The organism is Bacillus mobilis, assembly GCF_001884045.1.
GTDB classification, from domain to species: domain Bacteria; phylum Bacillota; class Bacilli; order Bacillales; family Bacillaceae_G; genus Bacillus_A; species Bacillus_A mobilis.
In genome coordinates this window covers 192,073-217,406 of the sequence record NZ_MACF01000046.1, presented here as the reverse complement: position 1 = coordinate 217,406, position 25,334 = coordinate 192,073, and the positions used below count along the sequence as shown (strand labels likewise).

The 25,334-nt window shown below is 36.5% G+C and carries 26 protein-coding genes, 1 riboswitch and 1 other annotated feature; of the genes, 10 read left to right on the top strand and 16 right to left on the bottom strand.

Annotated elements, in window-relative coordinates; genetic code table 11:
- Positions 1–20: 20 nt before the first annotated feature.
- The 3 genes from BAQ44_RS06225 to BAQ44_RS06215 all read right to left on the bottom strand — a co-directional run bounded on the left by BAQ44_RS06225 (position 21) and on the right by BAQ44_RS06215 (position 1,828).
- On the bottom strand, positions 21–848 hold the full coding sequence (locus BAQ44_RS06225; protein ID WP_071721236.1) for an aldo/keto reductase: 828 nt from the start codon (positions 846–848) through the stop codon (positions 21–23).
- 121 nt (positions 849–969) lie between these two features.
- Positions 970–1,494 carry a GrpB family protein gene (locus tag BAQ44_RS06220; RefSeq protein ID WP_071721234.1) on the bottom strand — a complete coding sequence of 175 codons (525 nt, stop codon included), beginning with the start codon at positions 1,492–1,494 and terminating at the stop codon, positions 970–972.
- Between the two features lie 70 nt (positions 1,495–1,564).
- Positions 1,565–1,828 (bottom strand): YqkE family protein, encoded by a 264-nt coding sequence (locus BAQ44_RS06215; RefSeq protein ID WP_071721232.1) that lies wholly within the window; start codon positions 1,826–1,828, stop codon positions 1,565–1,567.
- Between the two features lie 201 nt (positions 1,829–2,029).
- On the opposite strand from BAQ44_RS06215, the gene BAQ44_RS06210 reads away from it, so the two are divergent.
- Positions 2,030–3,619 (top strand): bifunctional metallophosphatase/5'-nucleotidase, encoded by a 1,590-nt coding sequence (locus BAQ44_RS06210; RefSeq protein WP_071721230.1) that lies wholly within the window; start codon positions 2,030–2,032, stop codon positions 3,617–3,619.
- Positions 3,620–3,743: 124 nt separating this feature from the next.
- Here the strand turns inward: BAQ44_RS06210 and BAQ44_RS06205 are convergent, their stop codons facing one another.
- Entirely contained in the window at positions 3,744–4,220 is a 477-nt protein-coding gene (locus BAQ44_RS06205; RefSeq protein ID WP_000151918.1) for a ribbon-helix-helix domain-containing protein, read from the bottom strand.
- A gap of 121 nt (positions 4,221–4,341) precedes the next feature.
- On the opposite strand from BAQ44_RS06205, the gene BAQ44_RS06200 reads away from it, so the two are divergent.
- Both BAQ44_RS06200 and BAQ44_RS06195 read left to right on the top strand, forming a co-directional pair.
- Positions 4,342–5,340, top strand: coding sequence for an alpha/beta fold hydrolase (locus tag BAQ44_RS06200; protein ID WP_071721228.1), 999 nt, complete (start codon positions 4,342–4,344; stop codon positions 5,338–5,340).
- Positions 5,341–5,470: 130 nt separating this feature from the next.
- Positions 5,471–6,790 carry a Na+/H+ antiporter family protein gene (locus BAQ44_RS06195; protein ID WP_061678124.1) on the top strand — a complete coding sequence of 440 codons (1,320 nt, stop codon included), beginning with the start codon at positions 5,471–5,473 and terminating at the stop codon, positions 6,788–6,790.
- A 23-nt stretch (positions 6,791–6,813) separates the two neighbouring features.
- Here the strand turns inward: BAQ44_RS06195 and BAQ44_RS06190 are convergent, their stop codons facing one another.
- Positions 6,814–7,677, bottom strand: a complete 864-nt coding sequence (locus tag BAQ44_RS06190; RefSeq protein ID WP_071721226.1) for a LacI family DNA-binding transcriptional regulator — start codon at positions 7,675–7,677, stop codon at positions 6,814–6,816.
- Between the two features lie 102 nt (positions 7,678–7,779).
- Positions 7,780–8,259: a GNAT family N-acetyltransferase gene (locus tag BAQ44_RS06185; protein WP_071721224.1), complete on the bottom strand. Its 480-nt coding sequence runs from the start codon at positions 8,257–8,259 to the stop codon at positions 7,780–7,782.
- Positions 8,260–8,340: 81 nt separating this feature from the next.
- On the opposite strand from BAQ44_RS06185, the gene BAQ44_RS06180 reads away from it, so the two are divergent.
- A complete protein-coding gene (locus tag BAQ44_RS06180; RefSeq protein ID WP_063260879.1) occupies positions 8,341–9,264 on the top strand; it encodes an alpha/beta hydrolase in 924 nt (307 codons plus the stop codon).
- A 10-nt stretch (positions 9,265–9,274) separates the two neighbouring features.
- Here the strand turns inward: BAQ44_RS06180 and BAQ44_RS06175 are convergent, their stop codons facing one another.
- Positions 9,275–9,520, bottom strand: coding sequence for a DUF2552 family protein (locus BAQ44_RS06175; protein WP_000360810.1), 246 nt, complete (start codon positions 9,518–9,520; stop codon positions 9,275–9,277).
- Between the two features lie 139 nt (positions 9,521–9,659).
- Between BAQ44_RS06175 and BAQ44_RS30265 the strand changes: the two genes are divergently transcribed.
- The 5 genes from BAQ44_RS30265 to ribH all read left to right on the top strand — a co-directional run bounded on the left by BAQ44_RS30265 (position 9,660) and on the right by ribH (position 13,933).
- On the top strand, positions 9,660–9,866 hold the full coding sequence (locus BAQ44_RS30265; protein ID WP_071721222.1) for a CDGSH iron-sulfur domain-containing protein: 207 nt from the start codon (positions 9,660–9,662) through the stop codon (positions 9,864–9,866).
- A 189-nt stretch (positions 9,867–10,055) separates the two neighbouring features.
- A riboswitch (FMN riboswitch) is annotated at positions 10,056–10,199 on the top strand.
- Positions 10,200–10,508: 309 nt separating this feature from the next.
- Positions 10,509–11,621 carry a bifunctional diaminohydroxyphosphoribosylaminopyrimidine deaminase/5-amino-6-(5-phosphoribosylamino)uracil reductase RibD gene (gene ribD / locus BAQ44_RS06165; protein WP_061678119.1) on the top strand — a complete coding sequence of 371 codons (1,113 nt, stop codon included), beginning with the start codon at positions 10,509–10,511 and terminating at the stop codon, positions 11,619–11,621.
- Positions 11,603–12,247, top strand: coding sequence for a riboflavin synthase subunit alpha (gene ribE, locus BAQ44_RS06160; protein WP_061678118.1), 645 nt, complete (start codon positions 11,603–11,605; stop codon positions 12,245–12,247). Before ribD ends, ribE begins: the two co-directional genes overlap by 19 nt.
- Positions 12,248–12,259: 12 nt before the next feature.
- A complete protein-coding gene (ribBA, locus tag BAQ44_RS06155; RefSeq protein WP_071721220.1) occupies positions 12,260–13,453 on the top strand; it encodes a bifunctional 3,4-dihydroxy-2-butanone 4-phosphate synthase/GTP cyclohydrolase II in 1,194 nt (397 codons plus the stop codon).
- Between the two features lie 18 nt (positions 13,454–13,471).
- On the top strand, positions 13,472–13,933 hold the full coding sequence (gene ribH, locus BAQ44_RS06150; RefSeq protein ID WP_000230901.1) for a 6,7-dimethyl-8-ribityllumazine synthase: 462 nt from the start codon (positions 13,472–13,474) through the stop codon (positions 13,931–13,933).
- A 29-nt stretch (positions 13,934–13,962) separates the two neighbouring features.
- Here the strand turns inward: ribH and BAQ44_RS06145 are convergent, their stop codons facing one another.
- The 8 genes from BAQ44_RS06145 to BAQ44_RS06110 form a co-directional block, all read right to left on the bottom strand.
- Positions 13,963–14,283, bottom strand: coding sequence for a hypothetical protein (locus tag BAQ44_RS06145; protein ID WP_000549787.1), 321 nt, complete (start codon positions 14,281–14,283; stop codon positions 13,963–13,965).
- A 181-nt stretch (positions 14,284–14,464) separates the two neighbouring features.
- A complete protein-coding gene (bioB, locus tag BAQ44_RS06140; RefSeq protein WP_000815865.1) occupies positions 14,465–15,463 on the bottom strand; it encodes a biotin synthase in 999 nt (332 codons plus the stop codon).
- A gap of 1 nt (position 15,464) precedes the next feature.
- The gene (bioC, locus tag BAQ44_RS06135; protein WP_071721218.1) at positions 15,465–16,274 is read right to left on the bottom strand and encodes a malonyl-ACP O-methyltransferase BioC; all 810 of its coding nucleotides are present in this window, start codon (positions 16,272–16,274) and stop codon (positions 15,465–15,467) included.
- A complete protein-coding gene (locus tag BAQ44_RS06130) occupies positions 16,240–16,980 on the bottom strand; it encodes an alpha/beta fold hydrolase (protein WP_061678115.1) in 741 nt (246 codons plus the stop codon). The genes bioC and BAQ44_RS06130 overlap by 35 nt, the downstream gene beginning before the upstream one ends.
- Complete coding sequence (bioF, locus tag BAQ44_RS06125; protein WP_071721216.1) at positions 16,977–18,164, bottom strand: 8-amino-7-oxononanoate synthase; 1,188 nt, start codon at positions 18,162–18,164, stop codon at positions 16,977–16,979. Before bioF ends, BAQ44_RS06130 begins: the two co-directional genes overlap by 4 nt.
- Positions 18,130–18,858 (bottom strand): ATP-dependent dethiobiotin synthetase BioD, encoded by a 729-nt coding sequence (bioD, locus tag BAQ44_RS06120; RefSeq protein ID WP_061678113.1) that lies wholly within the window; start codon positions 18,856–18,858, stop codon positions 18,130–18,132. Before bioD ends, bioF begins: the two co-directional genes overlap by 35 nt.
- The gene (gene bioA, locus BAQ44_RS06115) at positions 18,858–20,246 is read right to left on the bottom strand and encodes an adenosylmethionine--8-amino-7-oxononanoate transaminase (RefSeq protein ID WP_071721214.1); all 1,389 of its coding nucleotides are present in this window, start codon (positions 20,244–20,246) and stop codon (positions 18,858–18,860) included. Before bioA ends, bioD begins: the two co-directional genes overlap by 1 nt.
- Positions 20,247–20,368: 122 nt before the next feature.
- A complete protein-coding gene (locus tag BAQ44_RS06110) occupies positions 20,369–20,725 on the bottom strand; it encodes a hypothetical protein (RefSeq protein WP_061678111.1) in 357 nt (118 codons plus the stop codon).
- Positions 20,726–20,867: 142 nt separating this feature from the next.
- Positions 20,868–21,088, top strand: a binding site (T-box leader).
- 277 nt (positions 21,089–21,365) lie between these two features.
- Here BAQ44_RS06110 and nhaC point away from each other — a divergent pair.
- Positions 21,366–22,739 (top strand): Na+/H+ antiporter NhaC, encoded by a 1,374-nt coding sequence (gene nhaC, locus BAQ44_RS06100; RefSeq protein ID WP_061678110.1) that lies wholly within the window; start codon positions 21,366–21,368, stop codon positions 22,737–22,739.
- Between the two features lie 49 nt (positions 22,740–22,788).
- Here nhaC and cpdB read toward each other — a convergent pair whose 3' ends face one another.
- Positions 22,789–25,173, bottom strand: a complete 2,385-nt coding sequence (gene cpdB / locus BAQ44_RS06095) for a bifunctional 2',3'-cyclic-nucleotide 2'-phosphodiesterase/3'-nucleotidase (RefSeq protein ID WP_071721210.1) — start codon at positions 25,171–25,173, stop codon at positions 22,789–22,791.
- Between the last annotated feature and the right edge of the window lie 161 nt (positions 25,174–25,334).

Below are 25,334 nucleotides of genomic sequence, written 5' to 3'. Positions count from 1 at the left end.
ACCATACTGGTAGCGTCTTTTTATAGCGTATCATATTTATCAGGATTCGTTCCTACATGTAAATTACGATTTAACGTATTAATTTGATTCATCTCTTCTTCTGTTAGTGCAAAATCAAAGATAGTAAAATTCTCCTTAATACGAGATGGTGTAACAGATTTAGGAATTGTCACGACCCCGCTTTGAATATCCCATCTTAATATAACTTGCGCAGGTGTTTTTTCATATTTAGTAGCAATGGCCTGAATAACCGGGTGCTCGAATACTTCCCCGCCTCTCATTAATGGGCTCCATGCTTCCATTTGAATTTGCTCACCTTGACAGAAATTACGCAATTCAAATTGCGCTAACATCGGATGAAGTTCTACTTGGTTTACCATCGGCTTTACTTTACAATTTGGTAATAATAGCTCTAAATGATGTTTATGAAAATTAGAAACACCAATCGCGCGCACTTTACCTTCTTCATACAGTTTTTCTAACGCTCTGTACGTATCAACATACTTTCCTCTTATTGGCCAATGTATTAAATATAAATCTACATAGTCCATTTGTAATTTCTTTAAGCTTTTTTCAAACGCCTCAAGTGTTTCCTCGTATCCTTGATCGTCGTTCCAAACTTTTGTTGTAATAAATATGTCTTCTCTCGGAATTCCTGATTCACGAACCGCTTCTCCGACACCGCTTTCATTTTCATATACAGTCGCTGTATCAATCGAACGGTATCCAACTTCTAACGCTGTTTTTACTGCTTGTTTTACTTCGTCGCCTTCTTTCGCTTTATAAACGCCTAGACCAATCATCGGCATTTTCACGCCATTATGAAGTGTAGTTGTTGGAATGTGCACAGTCGTCTCCCTCTCATTCTTACATTTTTTATAAGCCACCACTTTATTTGAACAAGATTCAACCAAAAAGTCAAAACATATGTACAGTTTACATAATAATTTTATACACTAAAACGTGAACTCAATTATTCACATTTCCTTCTTTCCATTCTTTCGCTTTTTCATCAACATTACGTACAAATTCAGTTTTCCCTTCCGAATATAACGTGCCATCATATGTATACTTTTCAGCTAATTCTTTCTTTAAAGTTGCATATGCCTCAGCTTCTTCGCAATGGGCCATCATATAATCACGAAATGCTAAATGCCTTACTATCTCAGGATTTCCTCTTTCAAACACGTGTAAGTGATACGAGCGTTTTTCCTCAGTTCCATGAATAAAATAACGACGTCTTGAAATACCATTTTCCCCTTTTGCGATGTAACCAAGCTCTATAAAACGTTCATTCCAATGATCTACTCTGTGGATACTCTCTACTTCCATAATCATATCTATAATTGGTTTAGCTGCCAGTCCTGGCACTGACGTACTTCCAATATGATGGACTTTCACCATTTCTGGCATCGCCGATTTTAATCGTTCGGCCTCTATTTGAAATTTTTCGTTCCAATGATTTTCATGCGGAACGACTACAATTTTTCTCATTTTACACTCCCCTTTTCTTACAAACTCGTCAAAAAAATGATCAGCGATATACACTGATCATTTTTTTATATTATTTAAAGTCTTTCCAAGTAAGGCTACTTTCACTTAGCAGTTCTTCAAATGATTTATTCTTTTCACGTTCTTTTTGTTCTTGACGCTTTCTTTCCAGTTCAGCTGCCTCTTTTTTCTCTTCTCTCACTTGCAATTCTTTCTTCTTATTCTTTAATTGCTGCACGAGTGAATCATTTAATTGATCGCCTAATGTAAGCGACTCTTTCTCTGGTTTATTTACTTGCGATTGTCTTTGCATTTGTCTTTGTTTCTTTTTCTTCATGCTACTCACCTTTTACTTTTTTCTCCATTATAGTAGATACACAATGAACTCGACAATAAAAAAGGTTCTTTACTCTATTATTCACCTTTTGTAAATATGTTAATTTTTCGAAAAAACTAAATTTTTATATAGATATAATCCTATGAATCTATTAAAATTATGTCGTATGATGTCAGATTATAAAAAAAGGAGAAATGAATTATGTGGAAAAAAATCATTCCTACTGTTGCCGTTTTAAGCACCATTACCTTTTCAACTGTATTTGCCGCTCCCCCATCCCAGACTCCAGCTGAACAAAACCGCTACATAGACGTACAAATGCTTGGTATTAATGATTTCCATGGACAACTAGATACTGTTAAAAAAATTAATAACAAAGAAGCCGGTGGCGCTGATTACTTAGCTACTTATTTAAAAGAACGTAAAAAGCAAAACCCGAATACACTTCTCGTACATGCTGGCGATATTGTCGGAGCTAGTCCACCAGTTTCAGCATTGTTACAAGACGAACCAACGATTGAATTTTTGAATGACTTAAAATTCGATGTCGGTACAATCGGAAACCATGAATTTGATGAAGGTATCGATGAAATGAAACGCCTCATTTACGGTGGATATCACGAGAAAACGGGGAATTTCAAAGGTGCTAACTTCCCTTACGTCGCTGCTAACTTCTATAACAAATCAACTGGCCGCTTATTTTTACCACCATTTACTGTAAAAATGGTAGATGGTGTTCCTGTAGGATTCATTGGCGTTGTTACAACTGATACACCAAATGTCGTGATGCCTACTATGCTTAAAAATGTACAGATCACTGACGAAGTAGAAGCAATTAATAAATCAACGCAACAATTAAAGCGTCTCGGTGTTAAATCCATCGTCGTCCTTGCCCATGTCGGCGGAACAACTGATGAATCTGGCGTGACAAATGGAGACCTTACTCGAATTGCAAATGAAACAGATCCAGAAGTTGATGTTATTTTCGGTGGGCATAGTCACACGTATGTAAATGGTACTGTAAATAATAAACTAATCGTCCAAGCGAACTCTTACGGAACAGCTTTCTCAGACGTAGATGTAACAATTGATCGTAAAACAAAAGATATTGTAAAGAAAAAAGCTGAAGTGATCACAACATATCATGAAGGTGTGGAACCTGATAAAGAAGTAAAACAAAAAATAGATCAATATAAAGAAAAGATCGCACCTCTTGTAAATGAAGTTGTAGGAAAATCTACAGCACCTATCGACCGTAAACAAAATGATGCTGGTGAATCTACTCTTGGGAATGTAATTGCCGACGCTCAGCGTCAAACAATGCAAGCTCAAATCGCACTTATGAATCCTGGTGGCATTCGTAATGACTTAGATGCTGGCGATATTACTTGGGGCGAATTATATGGCATTCAGCCTTTTGGAAACCAATTGATTAAAGTAGATTTAACAGGTCAAGATATTCGCGACATTTTAAATCAGCAATGGCAAAAAGGAACAACAAGAATGCTTCAAATTTCAGGTATTCAATATACGTGGGATGCAAATAAACCAAACGGTGAAAAGGTTACGAATATACGCTTAACAAATGGCGAGGAGTTATCTCCAACTAAAACATATAGCGTAGTTGCGAATGCTTTCTTAGCTTCTGGCGGTGACGGATTCGTATCATTTAAAAATGGGAAGAATTCAGAAACTGGTCCAAACGACTTTGAAGCGCTAGTCGATTATGTAAAACAATTAAAAGAACCAATTCAGCCAATTATTGATGGTAGAATTCAAAAAACAAATTAAGTATTTCCCTAATATGCGATCCAGATTTTTATTGTAAAGGGTACACTTATACTTACTTAATCCACAATATTAGTAAAACCTAAAAAGGATACTCGTTCTTACAATGAACTTAGTATCCTTTTCTTTAGTCATCCAAACGTGCTGTTTTGTTAAAGTCATATTGCTGTAAAAATTGTTGTAACGCCTCTTCTACAAGTTTAGATTTTTGAATTCCTTTCGCTTCTGATATAACGTCTAGTTTTGCTAATATTTCTTTATTAATAGAAAAAGTACGTTTCTTTTTTTCTGTACTTATACTCATAATGGGCGCGATTACTTCTTCTCTCTTGCTTAGTAATTCATAAATACTTTGTAATTGTTCATAAATTAATAATTGATAATCCGTTTTCGCATATTGAAGGGCTGTCGCTTCTTGGAGTTGTAAGTGACGAGGTTCTTCTCCATCTCCTACAAAAATACGTTTCTTCTGTTCTCCATCATATTCATATCCAATCAATCTTAACTTCTTTGATAATGTATACGGGCTTATTTCAAGACGTTTTGCTATGATAGCGATGGATTCACGTCTATTTAAGCAATCTATAATTTCTCCAATCGTCACAATTTCCCTCCTCCCGTGTTGAAATGACACTAGTATGATATGTTACAATGATTTTCTAACAGTATATGCAAAACAAATAGCCTGTGCGATTCATACGATTTCAGAAAAGGAGGTTTTCAATATGCTTTTTCGTAGCCATACCCCACAGTTTTATAATGAAAATAAACAACTCATTCCTAATAGTATTGCTACGATGGAAAGCGTTATGATTCATAATCGAAAACAAACTCTCCTTATTCGCGGGCAAAACATAGAGCAACCTATTTTATTATGCTGCCATGGTGGACCCGGCATGGCACAAATCGGATTTATTCGTCATTTTCAAAAAGAATTGGAGAAACACTTCATCGTTATTAATTGGGATCAGCGCGGGGCAGGTAAATCCTTTTCAATGAAAGATTTCGGAGCGAATTTTACAATTGAACAATTCGTTTCCGATGCAAAAGAAGTGATTCAATATGTACTTAAAAAGTTCAATAAACAGAAACTATTTCTCGCTGGTCATTCTTGGGGAAGTATTATTGGGCTTAACATAGCACATCAATATCCACAGTATATCGAGGCTTACATCGGTATTGGGCAGATTGTACATATGAAACAAAACGAAGAATTGCTATATCAGCATTTAATTCGTTCTGCAAAAAAACATGATCATAAAAAAGCATTAGCGTCCCTTTTAAAATTAGGCAAACCACCATTTTTAGATACGAGACGCCTTATTATTCAAAGAAAATGGCTTGGCACATTCGGAGGAGCAATCCAAAACGGATCTTCCTTTTCTTTCATACGAAAAGGCTTCTTTTCTCCTGAATATACACTATTAGATTGGTTCAAGTTTCTCGCAGGAAATTTAAAATCTGGTGTTTTATGGGAAGAAATGCTGACAATCGATTTCTTTTCTTCTATTTCAAGTTTATCTATTCCGGTTTATTTTTGTTCTGGTCGATATGATTATCAAACTCCTTATGCACTCGTTCAGGAATATTGCGATGTGATAGCAGCACCCATAAAAAAAATGATTTGGTTCCCAAATTCAGCACATTCTCCTGATTTAGAAGAACCAGAATTATTCGCCAATTCTTTACAAGCAATTAAACAAGAGCTAGCTTTTCAGCATTAGTAACAAAGGCTCTTTTACATTTCATAGAAAACAATTTATAATAATATGTCGCAACTATGTATAAATATAGCAAAGTGCTTCATATTTACTTGCCTTAGCACAATAAAAATTTAGGGAGATTACATTTATTATGAATGCTGTACTCGTCGCAGTAGCAGTTATGCTATTGCTTAGTTTGTTACGTGTCCAGGTCATTGTCGCCATCATTGTTGGAGCTTTAACAGGCGGAATTATCGGCGGACTCGGTATTTCAGAAACGATTAACACTTTTACAACTGGCCTTGGAAACAGCGCCCCAATCGCTTTAAGTTATGCAATGCTTGGCGGTTTCGCTATTTCCCTTTCCAAAACAGGACTTCCAGATGCCATGATTCAAACTGCATTAAAATGGATTGGCAATGAACAAGACACGAAAAAACAAGTTTATTCTAAAATACTTATTTTATTCATCATTTTAACGATGGCTTGCTTCTCACAAAATGTGATTCCAGTTCATATCGCTTTCATCCCCATCTTAATTCCAGCACTATTAAAAGTACTAAATGAGCTGAAAGTGGATCGCAGACTTGTTACATGTATTATTACATTCGGATTGATTACTCCTTATATGTGGATTCCAGCGGGGTTCGGAAAAATTTATCATGACGTATTGCAAACAAATGCTGCGCAAAGCGGCCTTACATTTGATGTTACACTTATTCCAAAAGCAATGACTATTCCAGCAATCGGTATGATTATTGGATTATGTGTAGCGGTATTCATTACGTATCGGAAACCTCGTACGTATGAAACAGAACAAGTTCATACTACTGCAAATGAAATCGTTCCCTACACAAAACGTAGCATTACTTTCGGATTATTATCTATCATAGCTACATTAACTGTTCAATTAGCAACAGAATCAATGATTTTCGGTGCTTTAGCAGGGATTATCGTCTTATCAGTAAGTGGTAGTCTACCTCTTAAAGAAGCAGATGCAATATTAACAAGCGGCATGCGCATGATGTCCTTTATTGGTTTTGTTATGATCGCTGCCGCTGGATTTGGCGCTGTTCTTCGAAAAACAGGACATGTTGAATCTCTTGTGCAAACGAGTGCACATATAATTGGAAATAACAAACCACTCGCTGCATTTCTTATGCTTGTGATTGGACTTCTCGTTACGATGGGAATTGGTTCATCCTTTTCAACCATCCCTATCTTAACAACAATTTTTGTACCTCTTTGCATGCAGCTTGGATTTAGTCCAATGGCTACAATTGCAATTATCGGTACAGCCGGAGCGTTAGGGGATGCAGGATCACCAGCATCAGATAGTACACTTGGACCAACATCCGGTTTAAACGCTGATGGTCAACATCATCATATATGGGATACATGTGTACCAACGTTTCTACACTATAATATACCGTTACTTATATTCGGCTTTATTGCCGCCATTACATTATAAAAGGTGCGTTTTATACGCACCTTTTACTTTTTTATTTTTCCTTTTAATTGTTGCAACGCTATTTTCCCATTTTCTTCGACACAACTCTCCATTTGCATGAATGACGGACCTGTCCACTCACTGTCTATACTCCCGTTCAGTCCAATAATTCTCAATTTATCTGGTATACGGATATTTAAATTTTTCGCTGCTCGCATTAACTCAAAAGTAATCTTATCACTTGAAGTTACAATGCCATCTATATACGGATAAGTTTGCAATAATGTAATAAACTGTTTATTCGTATACCCTTGTACACATTCTTCTCGATAAGAGATTCCTTCCTCCCAAACAGTATCTAAAAACCCCGATATGTGCTCTTCCATTTCTTCACTATCTTCTCCCTCACCGAAATAAGCAAGGAAGTGACAGCCTTTTTCTTTTAATACAGAAACCGCTCTTTGTCCACTTTCATAATAATTTGTATGGGATTTTTTTTCGTCGATCACAACAAATGGAAATGGAATTTCTCCTATACTTTTAAAAACTGATTTTGTCAAAATAACACCTGCAACGTTATTTTCCTTCAACATATGTATGTATCTATCTTTATTCTCTATATTACAAACAATGATTTGATATCCTTCTTTATATGCTATTTCCTCAATACAATGTAGCAAAGTGATGTTTGATCGGTTATATAAATTATCTACAAGTAATGCAATTATTGTTGAATTCTCTTTAAACAATGGCTTTGCTGTACTATTTGGCCTATAATGTAATTCCTCAATTGCTTCCTTTACTTGTTTTACTGTGTCCTCATGAACGTATCCTTTTTCATTAATAACTCGTGAAACAGTTGCGACTGAAACACCTGCCAATTTTGCAACATCACGTATAGTTGCCACATCGTCACCCCTTAATATGGTAATAGATTACAATTTTACGGTAACCTAAATTACAATATTCGTCAAGGTTAATAACTTATATTTCTGAAAATTGTTACATCATCATACTAAACGATACTCTAACTGAATTTCATGTAAAATTGGGATATTATCATACCCAATACGTGGAATTTCTTTCTTGATTTTTCGTGCCTCTTCTACTGCATTCACATATAAATTTGTCATCACAAAATTACGTTTTTGGTAAAAACGTAACGCATTCATATTATCATTTGTTGTTATGAGCCAAACCCGCCCGCACCGTTCTTCTTCTGCAACCTGTAATACACAATCCACAAGTTTTGTCCCTATTCCTTTTCTTTCTTCAAAGCTATCTAACGACACAATTTCACACATATTTCCGATCACTTCATACGTTACAATTCCGATTATTCTGTCATCCAAGAGCGCAACAAATCCTGGCAACTCTTCTAACTGATGCCCCTTCCCACGTGAAACCATCAATGAACTCCCCCAGTTCTCACACATGAACATTCGGATTGTTTCTTTCATCGCTGGCGTAATTTTTTGTATATACACCATTTCCTATTTCTCCCCTTTTCTATCATTGTGATACAATATAAGTGTATCACATGTAACGGTATTTGGAGGATGAGGTAAAGTATGAAACGTTTTTTTGCAGCATTGTTTACTATACTAGGTGCGATAACTGCCCTTGGGATTTTCTTTACAAATAAAGTGATGTACTTAAAGAAAAAAACAGAGGAAGAAGTACTCGAAAGAGAAACGAAAAAACATTTTCGTATAGAGGATTTTGATGCTCTTCATAAAGAAGAAATTCACATTCCTTCGCAATTCGGATATGATCTTCACGGATATTACATTCCTGCTGGTCATTCCAATAAGTTTATGATTTTTTGTCACGGCGTAACTGTAAATAAAATGAACTCTGTAAAATATGCACGGTTATTTTTAAACAGAGGGTATAATGTCATTATTTATGATCATCGTCGTCATGGTAAAACTGGCGGAAAAACAACAAGCTATGGATACTATGAAAAACATGATTTAAAATCAGTAGTTGACTGGCTAAAAAATCGTTTTGGAACAAATATAACACTCGGTATTCATGGTGAATCTATGGGAGCTGCAACACTTCTTCAATACGCAGGACTTGTAGAAGATGGTGCTGATTTCTATATTGCAGATTGTCCTTTTTCTGATTTCTACGGGCAATTACAACACCGTTTAAAGGTTGAATTCCATTTACCTAAATGGCCTTTATTACCTTTAGCAAATGCTTTTTTAAAAGTGCGTGACGGTTATACGATTCGCGAAGTTTCACCAATCGATTGTATAAAAAATATTAACAATCCCATCCTCTTTATTCACAGTAAAGATGATGATTATATTTTAGCTGATATGACGAAAGCACTATATGAAGCAAAAGAAAACAATAAACAACTTTATATTGCAGAACGCGGCGCACACGCTTGCTCTTATAACGAAAATAAAGAAGAGTATGAAGCAGCCGTTGATCAATTTTTAAACTCATATGTAAAAGAAACAAAAAACAGGCTTGCATAAGCCTGTTTTTTTATTGCGCTAAAACATCTGTAACTTGTTCCATATTTTCAGAAATCCATTGCATTGCATCATCTAACGTTGGAAATTCTGTCGTTTGAAATGTTACCTCATCTTGAAGTAACCAAACATCCTTTGACTCTTGTCCTACACCTGCAATGGACCAGTGTAACAAACTATATGGATGATTATCATTCAAAAATGATGCCCACGTGCGCTCATTTGCAATATTTCGTAATGTACGTAATTGTTTATCCATCTTTCGTCACCTTACTCTAGTCAGTTATAAAAAACATTATAACACTCTCTTCTCTCCCAAAGAAAGTGCTCATTTGATATTGTCAAGTACTTCTCTTGATTATATGATGAAATTAAGCGTTTGGGAAGGAGGGATAGCGTTGGCTAAAGTACAAATTAAAGTAAATAATAATGGCTCTTTTCGCGTTACAGGGGACGTGGAATTAGTCGATTCACAAGGGAATATATTCCCAGCAAAACCGGCTTTTTCTTTATGCCGTTGTGGTTTATCAAAAAATATGCCTTATTGCGATGCTTCGCATAAAGGTAAATTCGAATCTGTTGTTAGAGCACCAGAGGCAGAATAATTTCACATGTGACATGCACATTTTTTTGTGCATGTTTTTCTTTTTTACACCTCCGTTATATCCCTTCTCCTTACAACATTTCTCACACTTTTGTCTCCATGCTAGGCTACATATATTTTCACACAATTCTTCACATTCGAATATTTTTCACTAGCCTTTTTTCTTTTTTGTGCTATAATTTGAGCAAACAACATCCTTCGGGGTCGGGTGAAATTCCCAACCGGCGGTGATGAAGTGCAAACTTCTAAGTCCGTGACCCGTTTTCAACTCGAAAACGGTGGATCTAGTGAAACTCTAGGGCCGACAGTATAGTCTGGATGGGAGAAGGATATGTTTTCTAGTAATTTTATATAGCGAATACACTTTTATTTCAGTATGCATATTTTTAAAGTTTCATTTTGAATCTTTATATATGTTTTATTTTGTATACTTATGTTTCTATACTGGAATAAAAAGATACGACTAGCGTTTGAAAAATTCGATATTTTGCTAGGTTTTTTCCTTATGCAAAAATATCAATCATCGTTAGGTTTCTTTCCTATACTTTCGTATTCGAACTATATTTCTAGAAATCACGTCTCCCAAACCCCAAGGATATAAAATCCTTGGGGTTTTTTGATTTTTTCAGGAGAGGTGAAGAGAATGACAGATCAAGAATATATGAGGATTGCCCTACAGTTAGCAGAAGGAACATCCGGACAAACAAGTCCAAATCCTATGGTTGGTGCTGTTGTTGTAAAAGATGGAAACATCGTCGGTATGGGCGCTCATTTACGTGCTGGTGAAGAACACGCAGAAGTTCATGCTCTTCATATGGCTGGTGAAAAAGCAAAAGGAGCTACCGTGTATGTAACACTTGAACCTTGTAGCCATTTCGGAAAAACACCACCTTGCTGTGAATCGCTCATCAAAAACGGAGTCAAACGGGTTGTAATTGCTACTCTTGATTGCAACCCTCTCGTTTCTGGTAATGGAAAAAAGAGATTAGAAAAAGCTGGCATCGACGTAACTACCGGTGTTCTTGAAGCAGAAGCCACCTTATTAAATCGTTTCTTTTTTCACTACATGAAAACGAAACGTCCATTTGTAACCATAAAAACAGCGATGAGCTTAGATGGGAAAACAGCAACTGTCACTGGTGAAAGTAAGTGGATTACAGGTGAAGAAGCACGTGCTGATGTTCACCAATATCGCCATACACATGATGCGATTCTCGTGGGAGTAAATACAGTTATAGCTGATAATCCGCATTTAACGACAAGAATTCCTAACGGGGGTAAACATTCTATACGCGTTATTTTAGATACCCATTTACGAACACCACCATCTTCTCATGTCATAACAGATGGTTTAGCACCGACATGGATTTTTGTCGGTAAGGATGTAAATAAAGAGAAAATAGCTTCTTATGAATCTGAAAATGTAGCTATATTCCAAATGAAAACGAAGCAAATTGAAATTGAGGATCTCCTTTTCTTTCTTGGAGAGAAGCAAATTCTTTCTATATTCGTTGAAGGAGGCCAATCGATTCATGCAAGCTTCTTACAAACAAAGCATTTCAATGAAATTATAACTTATATAAGCCCGATATTAATTGGCGGGAATGATGCCCCTACTTTATTTGGCGGAAATGGTTTCGCAGCATTACAAGATGCACTTTCCTTGGAAATTCAAGAGATGAAACAAATTGGCGATGATATAAAAATCGTTGCGAATGCCCGAAGCGAGGTGACGGAATGTTTACAGGAATTGTAGAAGAGTTAGGAACGATTGCAAACATGCAACAAAGCGGAGAAGCGATGAAGTTAACGATCCACGCAAATAAAATTTTATCAGATGCTCACTTAGGTGATAGTATCGCGGTTAACGGGATTTGCTTAACTGTAACGAGTTTCACAACAACTTCATTCACAGTGGACGCAATGCCTGAAACGATGCAATCCACATCACTTCGCATGCTTAAGCCACACTCTAAAGTAAATTTAGAACGGGCGATGGCTGCAAACGGACGATTCGGTGGACATTTCGTTTCAGGACATATTGATGGCATCGGAACAATATTAAATAAAAAACAACACTATAATGCCGTCTATTACAAAATAGCTATTGCTGATGAATTGCTGCGCTATTGTTTGCATAAAGGATCCGTTGCTATTGATGGAACGAGTTTAACAATATTTGATATAGATGAATCTTCCATCACCATCTCACTCATCCCGCACACAGTAAGTGAATCTGTTATCGGAGAAAAGAATGCCGGTGACATCGTAAACATTGAGTGTGACATGATCGGTAAATATATCGAGCGCTTTATTTCTAAACCTGTAAAACGAACAGGTTCAATGAACGAAAGCTTTTTACAAGAAAACGGATTTCTATAAGGGGGAAGCATGATGTTCCATCGTATTGAAGAAGCTCTAGAAGATTTAAAACAAGGAAAAGTCGTCATCGTATGTGATGATGAAAACCGTGAAAATGAAGGCGATTTTATCGCATTAGCAGAGTATATTACGCCGGAAACGATTAATTTTATGATTACACATGGGCGTGGCCTCGTTTGTGTACCTATTACGGAAGGGTACGCAGAACGTCTACAGTTAGAACCAATGGTAGCTCATAATACAGATTCGCATCATACTGCATTTACGGTGAGCATTGATCACGTTTCTACAACAACAGGAATTAGCGCTCACGAACGGGCAACTACGATACAAGAATTGTTAAACCCTGCATCAAAAGGTGCTGATTTCAATCGTCCTGGACATATCTTTCCATTAATCGCGAAAGAAGGTGGTGTCCTGCGCCGCGCTGGTCATACAGAAGCCGCTGTCGATTTAGCACAGCTTTGCGGAGCAGAACCAGCTGGAGTTATTTGCGAGATTATCAATGAGGACGGTACGATGGCACGCGTACCTGATTTACTACAGTGTGCAAAACAATTTGATATAAAAATGATTACAATAGAAGATTTAATTGCTTATCGCCGCCACCATGAAACATTAGTGACGAGAGAAGTAGAAATTACATTACCTACTGATTTCGGTACTTTCCATGCAATTGGCTATTCTAATTCATTAGATACGAAAGAACATATCGTACTCGTAAAAGGTGATATTTCATCAGGAGAGCCTGTACTTGTACGCGTTCATTCAGAGTGCTTAACAGGTGATGTATTTGGCTCATGCCGTTGTGATTGCGGACCACAACTCCATGCTGCACTTGCTCAAATTGAGCGTGAAGGAAAAGGCGTTCTTCTTTATATGAGACAAGAAGGACGAGGCATCGGCCTTCTTAATAAGCTTCGCGCTTATAAGTTACAAGAAGAAGGATTCGATACTGTAGAAGCAAATGAAAAACTTGGATTCCCAGCTGATTTGCGTGATTACGGTATTGGTGCTCAAATTTTAAAAGATTTAGGTTTACAACATTTACGATTATTAACAAATAACCCGCGAAAAATTGCTGGCTTACAAGGTTACGATTTAGAAGTAATCGAGCGTGTACCGTTGCAAATGCCAACAAAAGAAGAAAATAAAACGTATTTACAAACGAAAGTAAACAAATTAGGACATTTACTAAACTTATAATAAAGGGAGAGATTCATTATGGTATTCGAAGGTCATTTAGTTGGTACAGGATTAAAAGTTGGGGTTGTTGTTGGACGTTTTAATGAATTTATTACAAGTAAGTTACTCGGCGGAGCTTTAGATGGATTAAAGCGCCACGGTGTAGAAGAAACTGATATCGATGTTGCTTGGGTTCCTGGCGCATTCGAAATTCCTTTAATTGCTAAAAAGATGGCTAGTAGCGGAAAATATGACGCTGTTATTACGCTAGGTACTGTAATTCGCGGTGCTACAACACATTACGATTACGTTTGTAATGAAGTAGCAAAAGGGGTTGCATCTTTATCACTACAAACAGACATCCCAGTTATATTCGGTGTATTAACGACTGAAACGATTGAGCAAGCCATTGAACGTGCAGGCACGAAAGCTGGTAATAAAGGCTATGAATCTGCCGTTGCTGCGATTGAAATGGCTCACTTATCAAAACAATGGGCATAAAAAAATAAAAAGAGGCTGCGGCCTCTTTTTTATTTTTTTACTTTTTTCCGTACATCTTTTATTAATTCATCCATTGTTTTTCCTTCTGTTTGTATACGAAGCGTTTGTGCTGTTCTCCATACATTCTCTCTTTTCTTCGCTTCTTCTATAATAGTAATTTCTTTTCGAACTTCCTTTAAATCTTTCCCTTCGGTTTTCAATCCAAAATGTTCAGCTTTCGTTCGAAAATGTTGCTCAATTCGTTGTTGCATCTCTTTTTGTTCAGGATTTTCGGCGGCCTTAACTGGATCAGTACTTATTGCTTTTAGTAAAATTAGACAAGTCATAATCGCTAATATATATTTGTGCATGTAAAATCCTCCAACCCAATATAAATTACATATTTACTATGTACAATTGGGGCTTGGAAAATTCGTCCACCAAAATTCTTTTTTTCGCTCAAAAACCAATAATATCAAGCGTTCACAACTATTTATTACATTTTATTTACAAAAAACGCAAACTCTTTTACAAGTTTGCGTTTTACCTACCTTATAATGCACATTCTTCAATCTCAAACCCTAAATCTTCAATCATACCCCAGTCTGCAGTTGGTTCTTGTCCAGCTGTTGTTAAGTAATCTCCAACAAAAATAGAGTTTGCTGCAAATAAACCGATTGGCTGCACAGAGCGTAAATTGATTTCACGTCCTCCTGAAATGCGAATTTCTTTCGTTGGGTTTACAAAACGCATCATCGCCAGCACTTTTAAACATTCTACCGGCGTTAATTCTTTTTGTCCTTCAAGCGGCGTACCCTTTACAGCAACAAGGAAATTACATGGAATTGAATCTGCATCTATACGTTGTAATTCAAATGCAATTTCAGCACGTTCTTCTATTGTCTCGCCCATTCCAAAAATCGCCCCTGAGCATGGTGAAATACCCGCTTGTTTCGCTTTTTGAACTGTATCAACACGATCGTCATACGTATGAGTGGAGCAAATACTTTCGTAATTATTTGCATGTGTATTTAAGTTGTGGTTATAACGATGTACACCCGCTTCCGCTAAACGTCCTGCTTGATCTTCGTTTAAGAAACCTAAACAACAACAAATCTTTAAATCTGTCGTTTCACGAATCTCCTTAACAGCTCCAATTACGTGATTCACCTCTTTATCCGTCGGGCGACGACCAGACGCTACAATACAATATGTACCCGCTTTACGGCGAATTGCTTCATGTGCTCCTTCTACAATCTTTTCCTGCGTTAGCCATGCATATTTATCAATCGGCGCCTCTGAAATAATAGACTGTGAACAATATCCGCAATCTTCAGGACATAATCCAGATTTCGTATTAATAATCATATTTAATTTTACTTTCTTACCAAAGTGATGATGACGAATGATGTAAGCTGCATTCATAATTTCTAAAACTTCTGTCTCATCAGCTTCTAATATCGCTATTGCATCCTCTTTCGTAATCATTTTCTCTTCTACTACGTCATATGCAAGTTTTTTCCAATCCCTTTTTGTTTGTACTTGTTTCATTTCATCTCTTCCCCTCTTTTGTTATATGCATAAATAAAGCGTGATACGTCGCCATTATCCCCTCATTTTCCGTGAAGTCTCTTTCGTATATGCGAAGCATCGCACGAAAGAGTGAGGGACTTTGACAATAGGATTCTTCATTACTATTAGTCGCTCCTACTTTTCGAATAGAATGTAGAAACTCCCTAACTTCTGTAAATCTCTCTATGTAACATGTTTCAGAAACATGCACATCCCCTGTTTCTATTTCACATATATGGCGCAACTGATTTTTCGAATAAAAACGTTGTCCAATCGATGTTTCATTTTGTATATTTTTTTCTTCTTTCGCCCGCTGGAACGAAGCATGCAATTCTTGAAATGTTTCGTGTCCAAACGTCGAAAAGAGTAATATCCCATCTATAGACAAATGATGAAATAAATTTCTTACCACTTGTTTTAAATCATTTAGCCATTGAAATGTGGCATTCGAAATAATGACATCATACGTTTCTTCTAGTCGTAATCTTTCGATATCCTCACAGTAAAACATTACATTTTTTACATTTTGTCTAGTTTTCGCAACCTCAATCATACTTTCAGCAAAATCAATAGCTGTAATATGCGCTTTCGGAAATAAACTTGATAATTGCTCTGTAACATATCCTGTCCCGCATCCAAGTTCTAAAATACGTATCCTTGAATTTGCACTATATCGCCGCTTCAATGTAGAAAGTAATAAATGTGCCATCTTTTTTTGTACATTTGCATATTGATCGTAGGATACAGCTGCCACGTTAAACCGTTTTTGTAGTAACGTTTTGTTGATCATGTCGTATCCCCTCTACAAATTGAATTATTTCATTTCCGCAATATTCAAAATTCGTTACACATAATGCGTGTCCAGCCTTACTTACTACCTTGAGCGTGGCAGTCTCATTCTCAGCCATACTACGCGCTGCAGATAATGGGCATATGACATCCTGCTCTCCGTGAATAAGTAGTATAGGTACTTTAACTTCTTTCAGTTCTTCCCTCATATCTGCTTCGATTAAATACTCCAAACCTAATTGCAAAGACTGAATAGAATCACCTTTAAAGCGTTTTATCATATCTTCAAACCTTTTATTCTCTTTCAGCTCATTTTTTGTAAACATATTTTCATAAAACCGCTTGAGCGTATCTTCTTTCTTTCTCGCTACATTCTTTTTCAGCCGTTCTACATGCAAAGCATTCCATCCACACGTATAGTCGCTCGTATTTGTAAATTTAGCAGTGCCACCAATTAATACGATACCTTTCGCCTTAACCTTTTTATGAGCTTGAACTGCCGCTAACGCTCCTAGTGACCATCCAACTAAAATCACATTTTCATCTTTTGCTGCATCTATTATTCGCCCCGCAAATTCACTTTGTTCTTTCACATTACGCCAATTGATACATTGAACAGAATATCCTTTAAAATACGGCAGAACTAAAGTCCAAACACCTTCTTCCATTCCCCACCCAGGAATAAAAATAATCTTTAGCTCTTTCATACTAAAAACCCCTCTTCTTTACCAATACGTATAATATGCTGAATAGCCCAGTTCAAATCAGCAATTGTATGTTGGGACGTAACTGCAAAACGGACCCGTGAACTATTAACTGGAACCGTTGGTGGACGAATTGCAATTGCTGCAATACCTACTTCTTGCAACCTTTTACTAAACCGTAAAGCTGTTTCATTTGAACCGACTACAATCGGTACAATATGAGTTGAGCTATTCCCAATATCAAAACCAGCTTCTTGCAAATGTGTCCTAAAATAGGCTCCATTCTCTATAAGTCTCTCTCTTCTTTCATTATCTTCTTTCACAATTTCAATTGCCTTTTGTACCGCCCCTAACGTTCCTGGTGGTAAAGAAGTAGTAAAAATAAAGCTTCTCATCATATTTTGTAAATACTCTATATAAATTGCATCGCCTGTCAAATACGCACCATAACACCCTAAAGCCTTGCTAAACGTCCCCATGTGTATATCAATTTTTTGAGCAACATCTTTTTCTATATGAGATAATCCCGCTCCATTCATTCCATATATTCCACTCGCATGTGCTTCATCAACTATAATCATTGCTCCGTATTTCTCTTTTATGTGCACTAACTCTCGTAAATATGCAGTATCACCATCCATACTAAAAACAGTATCCGTTACGATTAATTTCTTCTTTTTTGGCGGCGCTACTTGCAACAGCTTCTCTAAATGATCTAAGTCATTATGACGATATCTTTTATGCTCTGCTCCGCTTAATATAATTCCATCAACGATGCTTGCGTGATTTAATTTGTCACTAAACACAATATCGTGACGACTAGCTAATGAAGAAATCACTCCAACATTTGCCGTATATCCACTATTTACAACTAAGGCTTTTTCAGTGCCTTTCCAATCGCATATATTTCTCTCAACCTCTTCATACAGTGAATAATTTCCTACAACGAGCCTTGATGCTGTCGCCCCAGTTCCATATTTTCTTGTGCATGCTATAGCAGCTTCTTTTAACCTTTCATCTCCAGCTAACCCTAAATAATTATTTGACGCTAAATTTAGCATCCTTTTTTCATCTCGAATAAGCCATGTCTCTGCTGCTCGTTCTGTTACATGCAAATTGCGATACTGCCCTTGCTCATTTAATTGTTGCAATTTAGATTGAAGATGTGTGCGCCACGTTTGATTCATTTCGGATAAACTCCTCTAATTTTGAAATCATTATATACTCTTTAGCAGATTCCAAGACTTCTTCTTTTGTAAACGCACCTTCAAAGAATGGTAATAATCCTAAAACCGGTACCCCACTTAGTTCTTCAATCATTTCTTTATTTTCTTGTACTCTTTCCATTTCACATTCTTTGCAGCCGGATAAAATTACACCTGCTACTGTTAAGCCCTGTGCCTTCGCATAAGCAATCGTTAAAACGGTATGATTTACTGTTCCTAATGTAGGACGTGCTACTACAATAAGAGGAAGCTGTAATTCTTTTGCGAAATCAATTACTAAAGCATCTTCTGTATACGGAACAGCCAGTCCGCCTGCTCCTTCTACAAGTAGACTATTAAACTCTTTCAATCGTTCATTATAGTGATCCATAATGTCCTTTAAATGTACTACTCTTCCAGCTCTTTTCATGGCAAGTCTCGGAGCAAGCGGTTCTTCAATAGAATAAGGGCAAATTTCATCTTCTTTTGTCGGTACACCCGATAATGCTTTTAGCCTTGCTGCATCTCCCTCTGGATTAGATGCAACATGTCCACTTTGCAACGGTTTATATACCCCTATGTTATATCCCAATTCTCTAAATACACCTGCTAATGCACCTGCAACTACAGTTTTTCCCACTTCAGTATCCGTTGCTGTTACAAAAAAACCACTCATTATACTCCCTCCGTAACATCCGAGATTGCTTTATATAAAATACGTAACATATCATCAATCTCATCAATTGTAGAAGCAAGAGGAGGCATAAATACAATCGTATTACCGAGCGGTCGCAAGATCATGCCAAGCTCCCTTGAGCGTTTACACACTTGAACACCGACTCTCTCTGTCCATTCAAACGCTTCTTTCGTTTCCTTATTCTTCACAAGTTCAATTCCAACCATTAACCCGCACTGACGAATATCCCCTACATGTTTATATGCAAAGAGTTCTTCTAATTGCATCGCCACATATTCTGTTTTACGTGCCACTTCTTCTATTAAATTTGTTTTCTCATATAGTTCTAAATTTGCAATTGCTACCGCACACCCTAACGGATTCCCTGTATAACTATGACCGTGGAAAAACGTTTTTTGTTCTTCATAGTCGCCTAAAAAGGCATTATAAATTTCATCTGTCGTTACGGTGATTGCAACTGGTAAATATCCGCCCGTTAAACCTTTTCCGGCTGTTAAAATGTCCGGCGTTACATTTTCATGTTCACATGCAAACATTTTCCCGGTACGCCCAAATCCAGTCGCTACCTCATCTGTAATAAATAAAACATTATATTTTGTACATAAATTACGTAGCCCTTTTAAGTATCCTTTTGGCATTGTAATCATACCGCCAGCACCTTGCATTAAAGGTTCTACAATAATCGCCGCAATTTCTTCATGTTTGTCTTTCAGCAACTCTTCCATTTCTTCTAAATGTTTTTTTACAATTTCCGCCTTATTATTTCCATAAGGAGAACGATATGTATATGGATAAGGCATTTTAATTGCTTCAAATAAAAGTGAACTATACACTTGGTGAAACAAGTCTATTGCTCCTACTGAAACAGCTCCAATTGTATCACCGTGATACGCTTCTTTTAATGTAACAAATCTTTGTTTCTTCGGTTTTCCTTTATGCTGCCAATATTGAAAGGCCATCTTAATTGCAATTTCAACGGCACTAGAACCAGAGTCTGAATAAAATACTTTCTTCAAACCTTCTGGTACAACTTCAATTATTTTTTCTGCTAATAAAATAGATGGAACGTTAGCAAGTCCTAGCATAGTAGAATGGGAAATTTTATTTAATTGCTCACGAATTGCTTCATCTAACTCTGGTACTTGATGTCCGTGAACATTTAACCAAATAGATGAAACACCGTCCCAATATTCATTTCCATTTACATCGTATAGCTTTCTTCCCTCTCCACGTTCAATAATGACAGGATCTTCTTCTAAATAATCTTTCATTTGTGTAAACGGATGCCATACATAAGCTTTATTTTTCTCCGATAATTCTTCATATGTATAAGACGATTTTTCAGTCGTATTACTATTAACAGTCACAATTGTCACCCCTAATGTTAACTAGTTTATAGATATAGTTAACATTAAATCCAAATGACTGTCAATTATTTTTAAATCAAATAGTTCTTAAAAAAGAACAACTTATCATACGATAAGTTGTTCTACTTTCCGTGTTGTATCTTTCCGATTTCTAAAATAATCTCTTCATCTTTTTTTCCTTCTGTATCAATTCCAAGTTGTTTTGCATGTTCAATTAATAAATCATGGCGCTGCTCAAATCTAGCCTTATCTACTTCTTTCGTAACTTCTTCTTTTGTTTTCCCTTCAGTAGAAACTCCTAGTTTCTCAGCTGCTTTTTCCATCGATTTCTTCTCTTCCGTTTCTTTCACTTTCTTCACTTCTGACTGCTGTATTTGCTTTTGCTTCGCCTGCTCTGATTCAGCTGCAAAAGCTGTGTAAATTCCAGCACTTCCGCCAATGACTAGTAAGGTGGTAAAAAGAATTATTTTTTTCTTCACTCTTTCCTCCCCTTTCAAATTCATTATAACGTACAAATTTAGAACATTAAAAACATTTAACCTTTATTTCCCTAAAAAAATATTGCACATTTTTATTGACATATAAGTTGAAAATGTGATAAAAATTTAACTAACATCATATGAATCGGCATTGATAGGATTTAGTAGTATTTCGATTTCTGATTTCAGAGAGCTGGTGGTCGGTGCGAACCAGTACAGAGCGAATTATGAATTACCCCCTGGAGCTTCTTTTGCGAAACGTAAGGAGTAGTGAAAGACGGTTATAGACCGTTATATCTAAAGAGTGGTGAAACGAAACTGTTTCACAATTTAGGGTGGTACCGCGAATTTTTCGTCCCTGCATATATTGCAGGGGCGTTTTTATTTTATTAGCGCATATCATACGACCCTTTATTTTGTGATACATTCATTTCACAAGCTAGGGTGGTACCGCGATTTCTTCGTCCCTGCATAATTATATGCAGGGACGTTTTTTTATCCAATCATTTCCGTATCATATTGAAGGATCAACAATTACCGGTAATTTGTCACAAAATTCTAAATTTAAGAAGGAAATAAACAATATTGGCGAATTTTATATAAAAAAGAGCTATTTTAGATTACTTAGGAGGGGAAAACAATGGTTTCAAAAATTGAATCTGTTCTTTTAACATTATTTATCTTTTTCTGTATTGGCTTTAGTGTTATTCAATTAGAAGTTTCACCACACATCCCAATTTTATTTGGTATCGTTCTTTTATTAGCATTTGGATTTATGAAAAAAATCTCTTGGTCTACTATGGAAAAAGGGATGATCAGTAGTATTTCAGCTGGTATTCCATCTATTTTTATTTTCTTACTTGTAGGCGTATTAATCAGTGTTTGGATCGCTGCTGGAACAATTCCAACTTTAATGGTGTACGGCTTCCAGCTTGTATCTCCAAAGATTTTCGTTCCGACTGTTTTTGTTGTTTGTGCAATTGTTGGAACAAGTATCGGTAGTGCCTTTACAACTGCCGCAACTGTAGGACTTGCCTTTATGGGCATGGGTAGTGCTCTCGGATACGATCCGGCTCTAATCGCTGGTGCAATTATTTCTGGTGCATTCTTTGGAGATAAAATGTCTCCTTTATCTGATACAACTAACTTAGCTCCTGCTGTTACGGGTGTAGATTTATTTGAGCATATTCGTAACATGCTTTGGACAACAGTTCCAGCATTCATTATTGCTTTTATCGCCTTTTTCATTTTAGGAGGCGGCACTAGTGGAGACGTTGACTTCACAAGCTTTATTAGCACATTAGAGAAAAATGCAACGATTTCTATCGTTACACTTATTCCAATTTTATTACTGTTCTTATTCGCATTTAAAAAAGTTCCAGCAGTTCCAACATTACTTGCAGGAATTGTGGTAGGAATTATTATTCTCTTTATTTTTAAACCTAGCACTTCTTTAGCTGATTTAATGAAAATTATGCAAGACGGCTACGTTTCTAAAACTGGTATTAAAGACATTGATAGCTTACTATCTCGCGGTGGCCTGCAAAGCATGATGATGTCGATTGCCCTTATTTTCCTAGCTCTTTGTATGGGAGGATTATTACAAGGAATGGGTATTATCACGCAGCTAATGAATATTATCTCTAGCTTCGTAAAAAATAGCACACGTTTAATTATTTCTACTGCTTCAACTGCAATTGGTGTAAACTTCTTACTTGGTGAGCAGTACTTATCCATCGTTTTAACAGGACAAGCATTTGCTAATAAATACGATGAAGTCGGTTTAGAGCGTCGTAATTTATCACGCGTATTAGAAGATGCAGGTACAGTTATTAACCCGCTCGTACCATGGGGAGTAAGTGGTGTATTCTTATCGAACGTCCTTGGCGTTCCGACATTTGATTACCTTCCATTCGCAATTTTCTGTTTAGCTTGCCCAGTCTTAACAATTATCGTTGGCTTTACTGGATTTGGCCTTTCATGGAAGAAAGAAAAAGCAGTTACAATCTCATAATATACTAAAAAGGATTACCTGAATCGGTAATCCTTTTTATATTTCTCGACTATCTATTTGCTTTCTTTCTTCTAAATAACAGAAGTAATCCCGCTCCAACAAACGCCAAGCCTGCTCCAATTGTAGAAGCAACACTTGTACCTGTTTTCGGTAAATCACGTTCTTCTTTATTTTCACTTACAGTTGTTGTTTCTTTTGAGTTTTGATTATCCGTTGTAGTTTGTCCAGATCCTGTATTATTTCCTTCATCTGTTGGTGGTGTCGTTGGATTCTCTCCATTATTTCCTTCACCTGTTGGCGGTGTCGTTGGATTTTCTCCATTATTTCCTTCACCTGTTGGTGGTGTCGTTGGATTTCCTCCATTATTTCCTTCACCTGTTGGTGGTGTCGTTGGATTTCCTCCATTATTTCCTTCACCTGTTGGCGGTGTTGTTGGATTCTCTCCACCAGTTTCCTTATCATCATCGTTCTTCTTCGTTATATCAATTGCATATTTAGCAAATTCATTTTCAGATGGCCCAACATATGATATTTTCCCATCTTTCTTTATATACTTTTGTGCATTTGGTGAAGAATCGAATGTTGTATTTAATTTATCTGCAACAATCGGTTTAAACGTCCAATTTTTATCTGCTGCTGGATCAATAACTGGTGTTTCTTGCATATACTTCACAATGATTTGACGTGTTTCATCTTGTGATTGGTATACAACTTCCCCTTTACTTACACCCGGGAACGTTTGGCTACTTCCACGATAGTTATTTGTAGCAACGATAAACTCTTGATTGTCAGCTACTGGCTTACCTTCATATGTCATATTTATAATACGATTCGTATTTGCATTTACAACTTTTCCATCTTTATCGTATTTCGCTGGTTGTGTTACATCAATTTCGTATTTTACGCCATCTAAAATATCGAAGTTATATGTAGGATAGCCTATATTTACTAATGGTTGTTCTTCTGTTTTCTTTGGATCGATTTGATTAAACTGACCTGCAGACATTTCAAGCCATTCTTTCACTTGTGCCCCATTTACTTTTACAGCATATAACGTATTTGGATATACATATAAATCTGCAACGTTTTTAATTGCTAACGTTCCAGCTGGAATATCCGTATAATATGTAGCACCGTTTCGGCCACCTGCTTTAAATGGTGCGCCTGCAGATAAAACTGGAATTCCTTTATATTTGCTGTACTGTCCATTTTCCGTAAATAACTTTTCTACATACCATTTTTGTGCATTTGTTACAAGTTGTACAGAAGGATCATCTTGTACTAATGAGAAATAACTATTAATTGGCGCTGTCGTTTTTCCTACAGCTGTATTCACATACTCAATTGTCGCTTGGTGATCATCTTTAATTTCATTAACTAATTTTTCATCAGATTGTACTAATGGGTTCCCTTTACTATCAGCAATCGGACGAAGTTGCGGCTTCGATTGCTCTTTTTGTATTTCCCATTTTCCGTTTACCTTTTTCAACTGCATATCAATAATACCTAAGTTACTTCCAAAGACACCAGGCATTACAACTGGAACACCATTAAATACATCCTTCACTTCAGTATGTGAATGTCCCATTAATACTGCATCTACACCAGGAACTTCTGTTAAATAATACGAAGCGTTTTCCATGCCAACGTTGTATCCACTCTTATCAACACCAGAATGCGCTAGTGCTACGATAACATCTGCACCTTCTGCTTGCATTTTTGGCACCATTTTCTTCGCTGTTTCAACTATATCTTTTGCTTTCACTTTTCCTTCTAAATTCGCTTTATCCCAGTTCATAACTTGAGGTGGAACAAATCCCATTACACCAATTTTCACCTTTTGTTTTTGACCTGATTCATCTTCTACTTCTTTTTCAAAGACATGATATGGTTTAAAGTAATTTTGATCGTTCTCTTCATTATTATCTTTATCATCTTTATAGACGTTCGAGTTAATAACTGGGAACTCTGTTTTACTAATTACTTTGTTTAAATAGTCTAAACCGTAGTTAAATTCATGATTCCCAAGAGAGATGACGTCATACTTCATTAAATTCATTAAACGATATAATGGATGTGTATAACTAGGATCCACAGGCTTCTTCGGATCATTTATTTTATTCGCTACGTAATCTCCAAGCGGTGTCCCTTGTAATGCATCCCCATCATCAAATAGGACAGAGTTCTTCGCTTCTTCACGTGCTTTATTAACAAGTGTTGCCGTTTGTACGAGACCTACTTTATTATCTGTTTTCGTTTGATAATAATCGTAATTCATTAAGTTAACGTGAATATCTGATGTTTCTAGAATTCGTAAGTTAACCGTACTCTCCCCATTGTTCTCTTCCGCATAAGCTGTTGTTGGCAACACTTGTGGTGCTATTACACCAATAGCAAGAGTTGCTCCAGCTAGCATTTTTTTTGACTTTTTCACAAAAAATCCCCCTTATACAATTACCCAAAATAATGAAATGAATCTCTATTTGTCTCTAACCACATACCTTTTTTTCTTTTATTAGAGACAAGATTTCCATTTCATCCTGCGCTAATGAGTAGTCCCCCTTTAACGCCCGATTGTTGAAATTTTAATTAGAA